Origin of the sequence: Microbacterium sp. B24 (genome assembly GCF_000333415.1) — a bacterium.
In the GTDB taxonomy this organism is placed as follows: Bacteria; Actinomycetota; Actinomycetes; order Actinomycetales; family Microbacteriaceae; genus Microbacterium.
Genome location: NZ_BADB01000225.1, coordinates 1 through 3,339, shown reverse-complemented (window position 1 = coordinate 3,339; position 3,339 = coordinate 1). Strand labels below are relative to the sequence as shown.

Annotated in this window: 5 protein-coding genes; 2 read left to right on the top strand and 3 right to left on the bottom strand. The window is 66.4% G+C overall.

Annotation, left to right across the window (positions count from 1 at the left end):
* Window positions 1–804: ATP-binding protein (locus I5I_RS06085; RefSeq protein WP_036317646.1), on the bottom strand; the 804-nt coding region annotated here is incomplete at its 3' end.
* A gap of 192 nt (window positions 805–996) precedes the next feature.
* Here I5I_RS06085 and I5I_RS06080 point away from each other — a divergent pair.
* Together I5I_RS06080 and I5I_RS06075 are read left to right on the top strand one after the other, a co-directional pair.
* Window positions 997–1,215, top strand: a complete 219-nt coding sequence (locus I5I_RS06080; protein ID WP_036317645.1) for a DUF7455 domain-containing protein — start codon at window positions 997–999, stop codon at window positions 1,213–1,215.
* A gap of 59 nt (window positions 1,216–1,274) precedes the next feature.
* Window positions 1,275–2,300: a sugar-transfer associated ATP-grasp domain-containing protein gene (locus tag I5I_RS06075; RefSeq protein ID WP_036317643.1), complete on the top strand. Its 1,026-nt coding sequence runs from the start codon at window positions 1,275–1,277 to the stop codon at window positions 2,298–2,300.
* A gap of 66 nt (window positions 2,301–2,366) precedes the next feature.
* Here the strand turns inward: I5I_RS06075 and I5I_RS06070 are convergent, their stop codons facing one another.
* Together I5I_RS06070 and I5I_RS06065 are read right to left on the bottom strand one after the other, a co-directional pair.
* Window positions 2,367–3,068: a coenzyme F420-0:L-glutamate ligase gene (locus I5I_RS06070; protein ID WP_036317640.1), complete on the bottom strand. Its 702-nt coding sequence runs from the start codon at window positions 3,066–3,068 to the stop codon at window positions 2,367–2,369.
* On the bottom strand, window positions 3,065–3,339 hold a 275-nt coding region (locus I5I_RS06065; RefSeq protein WP_036317639.1), incomplete at its 5' end, for a sigma-70 family RNA polymerase sigma factor. The genes I5I_RS06070 and I5I_RS06065, both read right to left, overlap by 4 nt.

The following is a 3,339-nucleotide window of genomic DNA, read 5'->3' as shown; positions in this document are numbered from 1 at the left end:
CGTGAACGTGCCCGACCCGTCCCGTCGCCAAGTGTCGGTGATCGCCGCATCGGGCGCGAGGAAGTCCGCGAACTCGGAGATGCCGCCGTCGTAGCGATGGGACGTTTCGACGATCTCCTCTCCGCGCTGATCGATGATCGCGATCTCCAGACCCGGGATGAGGAACGCCGTCTGACGCGCCCGCTGCTCCAGCTCCTCGGCGTGGAATGTCGCATCCTTGGTGAAGATCTGACGGTCGGCCCAGTAGCGGATGCGCGTTCCGGTGACGCCCTTGGCAGCCTTGCCGACGACCCGCAACTGCGAGGCCTTCTCGAACGGGGTGAACGGCGACTCGGGCCCGGGCCCCGCGAACTGGCCGGGCTCTCCACGACGGAACGACATCGCATAGGTCTTGCCGTCGCGATCGACTTCGACATCCAGGCGCTCGGACAGGGCATTGACGACGGAGGCGCCGACGCCGTGCAAGCCACCCGACGCCGCGTACGAGCCGCCGCCGAACTTCCCGCCGGCGTGCAGCTTCGTGAAGACGACCTCCACGCCGCTCAGCCCGGTTCGCGGCTCGACGTCGACCGGGATGCCGCGCGCACGGTCGCGGACCTCGACGCTGCCATCGGAGTGCAGGACGATGTCGATTCGCGAGCCGTAGCCCGCGAGGGCTTCGTCGACCGAGTTGTCGATGATCTCCCAGACGCAATGCATGAGCCCGCGCGAGTCCGTCGAGCCGATGTACATGCCGGGACGCTTGCGGACAGCCTCCAGGCCCTCGAGCACCTGGAGGTGGTGGGCGGAATACTCGGCGGTCACAATCCTCAAGCGTATCCAGCCCCGCGGACACCTCGGCTGCGACACACAGAGGCCCCGACTACCGCGGACGATGAGCGCGGGGGCGGGGTACGCGCACAGCGAAATGTGACCGGATCGCGGCATTGCTGACCCCACGGCGTGGTTGTATGTCATGACATCGCACCGCATCTCATGTACCGAGGAGGAACCGAAATGAGCATGTCGACCACCGCTGAGCCTGACGTCCTCGAGTACCGACTGACCGCGACGGACCGTTGCGACTCGTGTGGCGCCCAGGCCTACATCGCGGCCGAGGTCAACGGCAGCGAACTGCTGTTCTGCGCGCACCACGGACGCAAGTACGAAGAGAAGCTGCGCGCTGTCGCGACCTCCTGGCACGACGAGACGGCTCGTCTCGCCGACGCGCGCTGAGGCCTCCCACGTAGACTGGCGGAGTTCCCCTTATCCACGTGTCCCGGAAGGACTCTGTCATGACGCGTCGAGGCCTTCCTCTCTTGCACCGATTCGAGGTGCTGTTCGAGCGTGCGCGCGGTTTCGATCTCGCGTCGGTGCGTGAGAGGGCCCGTTTCACCGCTCGCGTACACGACAAGAGCTATCCGCTCGTGTTCGCCGACATGCTCTGGTCGGCCGCGCGACATCGCGTGGGATTCAACGACTACATGGAGTTCGACTTCGCCATCTTGACGCGCGCCGAACGGGCGACGTGGGTCACCAGTCCCCTCGCGCTGGAGCTCTCGAACCGCTACGACGATCCCGCCCAGGTGCATCGCTTCCACAACAAAGTCGACTTCAACCGCGACTTCGACCGTTTCCTGGGACGTCAGTGGTTGGAGCTCGTCGACGGCAACGCCGACGAGCTGGAGACCTTCGCCCAGCGGCATCCCGTGTTCATCGCCAAAGTCCCGGTGAGCAAGTCCGGGCTCGGGGTTCGTCGTTACGATGCGAGCGTCGTCAGTGATTGGTCCGCGTTCCACGCCGAGCTGCTGGCGAAGGGTGAGGTGCTCATCGAAGAGCGCATCGTGCAGCACCCGGACCTGGAAGCCATCGCTCCCGGAACGGCGAACACGACCCGGGTCACGACATTCGTCAAGGACGACGGCACGGTCGAGATCATCAACATGGCGCAGAAGTTCGGTCGCGGTCAGGTCAGCGACCAGGCGTCGTTCGGCGGCTTCTACACCGCGCTCCACGAGGACGGGCGAGCGATGGGCATGGGCTACTCGACCGCGGGCGAACTCTTCGAGACCCACCCCGACACCGGCTTCCGCATCGCCGACTACCGGCTTCCGATGATGGAAGAGGTGCGTGCACTCATCACCGACGTCGCACTCGTGATCCCCGAGGTGCGCTACGTCGGCTGGGACGTCGTCGTCACCCCCACCGGACCGGTCCTGGTCGAGGGCAACTGGGGCGCGGGTGTCTTCGAGAACAAGCCTTCCGCGACGGGGATCCGCCACGGTCACCTTCCTCGCTACCGCGCCGCGATGGGTTTCTGATCGCCGACGCGAAACGCCGGCGCTCTCACACGAGGTCGCCGGCGTTTCGCGCCTGTCGGCGCGGTCTCACGCCGCCCGGATGATTCCGAGGGGGGTGGATTCGCGGCCCTGGCCCAGAGGGTTGTCGGCAAGGATCCGCACGAGCCGACGCTCCCCTGCCCTGTCGAGTGTGGAGCCGAGAATGTTCCCGCCGATGTCGTTGATGTCGACGACCGCGACCTGAACGTTCCGGCCGAGCAGCGACTTGACGCGTGCGGCCACTTCGGCCGGGCGCGTCGGGCCCAGAACGACCGCACGGTCGTAGGGCGGGATGGTGCCGTTGGTCGGACCATCGATCGCACGCGCCTTGTCGCCGGCGATGCGGTAGAAGTCGCCGCGGCGTCCGAACGCCTTCGTCACCGCGCTGATCGCCGCAGCGAAGAGGATGCGCGGAGTACCGCACTCCCGAAGGGCCATCTCCATCGTCTCCGGCATGCCGAGCCCGATGCCGTAAGAGGTCTTCGTCACGTACTTCGACAGGAATCGAGCCAGGCGACGCGGTCGGATCTCGTCCAGCGTGTACGAACGGCCCTGCGTGATCGCGACGATCTTCTCGGTGATGAACAGCAGGTCGCCGTCCGTCACCTGGTCGGCCGCGTACTCCGCGATCACCTCATCGAGGCTGTCGCCGGGCATGACGACGCGCGTACGGATCGGAATCCGTGCGAACGTCGTCCCCTCGACGGTGACAGTGAGCGCCTTGCCGTCATTGGGGACCTCGGCGCTCATTCGAGGTAGTCCCGCAGCGACTGCGACCGCGAGGGGTGACGGAGCTTCGCCATGGTCTTCGATTCGATCTGACGGATCCGCTCGCGCGTCACGCCGAAGGTGTCGCCGATCTGATCGAGCGTCTTGGGCTGTCCGTCGCCCAGGCCGAAGCGCATGCGGATCACGCCCGCCTCGCGCTCGCTCAGCGAGTCCAGAAGGGACTCGAGCTGGCGCTGCAGCATGGTGAACCCGACGGCATCCGCCGGAACGACGGCCTCGGTGTCCTCGATGA